The sequence below is a fragment of the Synechococcus sp. R3-13 genome (assembly GCF_047462195.1).
GTDB lineage: Bacteria > Cyanobacteriota > Cyanobacteriia > Thermostichales > Thermostichaceae > Thermostichus.
Genome location: NZ_JANSIO010000457.1, coordinates 1 through 4,425, shown reverse-complemented (window position 1 = coordinate 4,425; position 4,425 = coordinate 1). Strand labels below are relative to the sequence as shown.

Below are 4,425 nucleotides of genomic sequence, written 5' to 3'. Positions count from 1 at the left end.
CCGCCATCTGGTCGCCGTCGAAGTCGGCGTTGAAAGCAGGGCAGACCAAGGGGTGAAGTTGAATCGCCCTTCCCTCCACCAGGATCGGTTCAAAGGCTTGGATCCCCAGGCGGTGCAGGGTGGGGGCACGGTTGAGCAAGACGGGGTGGCCGTCGATCACCTCTTCCAGCACATCCCAAATCTGTGGGTCATTGCTCTGGATCATCTTTTTGGCAGCCTTGATGTTGTTGACAATGCCCCGCTTGATCAATTTGTGGATGACAAAGGGCTGGAACAGCTCGATGGCCATCTCTTTGGGCAGGCCACACTGGTGCATGCGCAGGTTGGGCCCCACCACGATCACCGAACGCCCGGAGTAGTCCACCCGTTTGCCCAACAGGTTTTGCCGGAAGCGCCCCTGTTTGCCCTCGATGATGTCGGAGAGGGACTTGAGGGGACGGTTGTTGGCCCCCGCCACTACGCGCCCCCGCCGACCGTTGTCGATCAGCGCGTCCACCGCCTCCTGGAGCATGCGCTTTTCGTTGCGCACAATGATCTCCGGCGCCATGATCTCCTGCAGCCGGGCCAGACGGTTGTTGCGGTTGATCACACGACGGTAGAGATCGTTGAGGTCGCTGGTGGCAAAGCGGCCCCCATCCAACTGCACCATGGGGCGCAAATCCGGCGGGATCACCGGCAGCACCCGCAACACCATCCACTCCGGACGGGATCCGGTGGCAATGAAGTTGTCGATCACCCGCAGCCGCTTGATCAGGCGTGCCCGCTTTTGGCCGCGAGCAGTGGTGATCTCCTCCCGCAGTTGCTCCGCCTCTTTTTCCAGGTCGATATCCTTGAGCAGGCGCTCGATGGCCTCCGCCCCGATCATCGCCCAGTTCTCCGGCAGTTGCAGTTCGGATCCCTCCTCGTACATCTGATCTTCGATCTCGAGGAATTGATCCTCCGTCAGCAGTTGTTTGTAGGAGAGATTCTGGGCATTGCCCGGATCCACCACTACGTAGGCGTTGAAGTATACCACCTGCTCCACATCCCGCAGCGGCATATCCAACAGGGTGGCGATGTGGCTGGGGATCCCTTTCAAATACCAAACATGGGTGACCGGAGCGGCCAACTTGATGTAGCCCATGCGGTGGCGGCGCACCCGCGACTCGGTTACCTCCACCCCACAGCGCTCGCAGACGATCCCCCGATGCCGTACCCGCTTGTACTTGCCGCAGTGGCATTCCCAGTCTTTGGCCGGCCCAAAGATGCGCTCACAGAAAAGACCATCCATCTCCGGCTTGAGGGTGCGGTAATTGATGGTCTCAGGCTTGGTGACTTCCCCCACCACTTGACCATTGGGCAGGGTGCGCTGGCCCCACTCCATGATCCGTTCTGGAGAAGCCAAGCCGATTTTGACATAGTCAAAGCGTTGCTCTGTTTTGGCCATCGCCGTTTTCCTCCTGGCTTGCTGAACCCAAAGGAAAGGGAAGCCCCACCCTCCTTCGTGGGTTGAAGGGGATCCCCGTCACGTTCGCGTCAGGGTTGGGGAGCGCTCTCAACCCTCAAAAGTCCTCTTCCTCCTCCTCGTCCTCATCTTCCTCAAGGCTGCGGCTGGCATTCGCGTCAGCGGTGCGGAGCACTCTGGTAAAGGCTGGTGATGGCGAGAGATCCTCAGACGTAACCGATTCATAAGTGGGTCGAGAGGGAGTATGACGGTTGGAGGTATCGGCCATCAGATCCACTTCCACATCGTGGGTTTGCCCTTCGCTGTCCACCTCCACCTTGTGTACAGACACATCTAGGCAGAGGGACTGCAGCTCCCGCACCAGCACCTTGAAGGACTCCGGCGTGCCGGGTCGAGGGATCGGCTTGCCCTTGACGATGGCGTTGAGAGCCTCGTTGCGCCCCACCATGTCGTCGGACTTGACGGTGAGCAACTCCTGCAGGATGTAGGCTGCCCCAAACGCCTCCAAAGCCCACACCTCCATCTCCCCAAAGCGCTGGCCGCCCTGCTGCGCCTTGCCCCCCAGCGGTTGCTGGGTCACCAAAGAATAGGGGCCGGTGGAGCGAGCATGGATCTTGTCATCCACCAAGTGCACCAGCTTCAGCATGTAGGCGCGGCCCACCGTAACGGGTTGGTCGAAGGGCTCCCCGGTGCGACCATCAAACACCTGGATTTTGCCGCAGTACCTGCCTTCCGGGTTGAAGATCCAGTCCTTGCCGGTCTTCTCTCGGGCTTCCCTCAGCTTGGCCTCCACCGTCAGACGGGAGGCTTCTAAACCGTGCATCTCATCAAAGGGCATCAGCTTGAAGCGCACTCCCAGATGTTCTGCTGCCCAGCCCAGCAGGCACTCGTACACTTGGCCCACGTTCATCCGGGAAGGCACCCCCAAGGGGTTGAGCACCACATCCACCGGTGTGCCGTCCGCCAGGTAGGGCATGTCCTCAATCGGCAAGATGCGGGAGATGATACCCTTGTTGCCGTGACGGCCCGCGATCTTGTCCCCCACCTGGATTTTGCGCTTGAGGGCGATGTAGACCCGCACCACCATGTTGGCGCCCGGAGGCAGCTCATCCCCCTGTTCGCGGGTAAAGATGCGCACATCTACCACCCGACCGCGCTCGCCGTTGGGCACCCGCAGGGAGTTGTCCCGCACATCCCGAGCCTTTTCCCCGAAAATGGCCCGCAATAGCCGCTCTTCTGGGGGCTGATCCGACTCCCCTTTGGGGGTGACTTTGCCCACCAAAATGTCGCCGGCCTCCACCCAAGCCCCAATGCGCACAATGCCGTTTTCATCCAGGTCGCGCAGGGCATCTTCCCCCACGTTGGGGATCTCGCGGGTGATCTCTTCCGGGCCCAGTTTGGTTTGCCGGGCCTCGATCTCGTGCTTCTCGATGTGTACCGAGGTGAAGACATCGTCGTAGACCAGCCGCTCGCTGATCAAGATGGCATCTTCGTAGTTGTAGCCCTCCCAGGGCATGTAGGCCACCAACACGTTTTGGCCCAAAGCCAACTCGCCCCCTTCGGTCGCCGGGCCATCCGCCAGCACCTGGCCAGCCACCACCCGATCCCCCGTATAGACAAGGGGACGCTGGTTGAGGCAGGTGTCTTGGTTGGAGCGCTGGTATTTCTGCAGGCGATAGACAATTGGATCCCCGCCGTCGTCTGGCCGCACCACGATTTCGTCGGCAGAGACATAGGTCACCACGCCATTGGTGCGCGACACCACCACCATGCCGGAGTCGCGTGCCGCCTGGGCTTCCAGGCCAGTGCCCACATAGGGCCGATCCGGCTTGAGCAGGGGCACCGCCTGCCGCTGCATGTTTGCTCCCATCAAGGCACGGTTGGCGTCATCGTGCTCCAGGAAGGGGATCAAGGAGGTGGCCACCGAGATGACCTGCACCGGCGCCACTTGGACGTAGTGCACTTCTGTGGGGTGGGCGGTGGTGAACTCTTGGCGGTAGCGCACCGGCACCAAATCGGCAGTGATGCGGCCTTCGGCATCCACCGGCACATCCCCAGGGGCTACGCGGTACTCGTCCTCTTCATCGGCAGTGAGGTAGACCATGCCCAGATCTTTGCGCACCACGCCGTTCTCGACCCGGTAATAGGGGCTTTCGATAAAGCCGTACTGGTTGACGCGGGCGTGGGTGGCCAGGGATCCAATCAACCCGGCGTTGGGGCCTTCTGGAGTTTCGATGGGGCAGATGCGGCCGTAGTGGCTGGGGTGGATATCCCGCACCGCAAAGCCGGCCCGTTCCCGACTTAGGCCGCCGGGGCCCAGGGCAGATAACCGGCGCTTGTGGGTCAGCTCCGCCAGGGGATTGGTCTGATCCATGAACTGGGAGAGCTGGCTGGAGCCGAAGAACTCCTTAATGGCCGCCACCAAGGGTTTGGGGTTGACCAAAGAGGCCGGGGTGAGGTTTTCCGACTCGGAGACTGTCATCCGTTCTCGGATGATCCGCTCCAGGCGATTCAGGCCCACCCGCACCTGGTTTTGCAGCAGCTCGCCCACGGAGCGCACGCGGCGGTTGCCCAGGTGGTCGATGTCGTCCACATGGCCGATGTCGTACTCCAAATTGATCAGGTAGTCGATGACGGCCAAAATGTCGGTGACGGTAAGCACCCGCACACTTTCGGCTACGTTCAAATTTAACTTTTTGTTCAGCTTGTAGCGCCCTACCCGGCCCAAATCGTAGCGTTTGGGGTCGAAGAAGCGGGATTCCAGCAACTGCTGGCCACCCGATACGGTGGGGGGTTCCCCAGGCCGCAACTTGCGGTACAGCTCCATTAGGGCTTCTTCTTCGGTGTAGGGCCCCTCTTTCTCCATGGTTTTCTGGAAGAATTCGGGGTGGCGCAGGTTGTCGTAAATCTCGGAGTCGCTCAGGCCCAAGGCTTTCAGCAGAACTGCCGCCGAGAGCTTGCGGGTTTTGTCGATGCGCACC

General features: G+C 61.0%; 2 protein-coding genes. Both read right to left on the bottom strand.

Features of this window, described 5'->3' with window-relative positions:
* Positions 1 to 1,426, bottom strand: a 1,426-nt coding sequence (gene rpoC1, locus NW856_RS12905) for a DNA-directed RNA polymerase subunit gamma (protein ID WP_414400592.1), incomplete at its 3' end; no start/stop codon positions are given.
* A 115-nt stretch (positions 1,427 to 1,541) separates the two neighbouring features.
* A partial coding sequence (gene rpoB / locus NW856_RS12900; RefSeq protein ID WP_414400591.1) for a DNA-directed RNA polymerase subunit beta occupies positions 1,542 to 4,425 on the bottom strand: 2,884 nt, incomplete at its 5' end.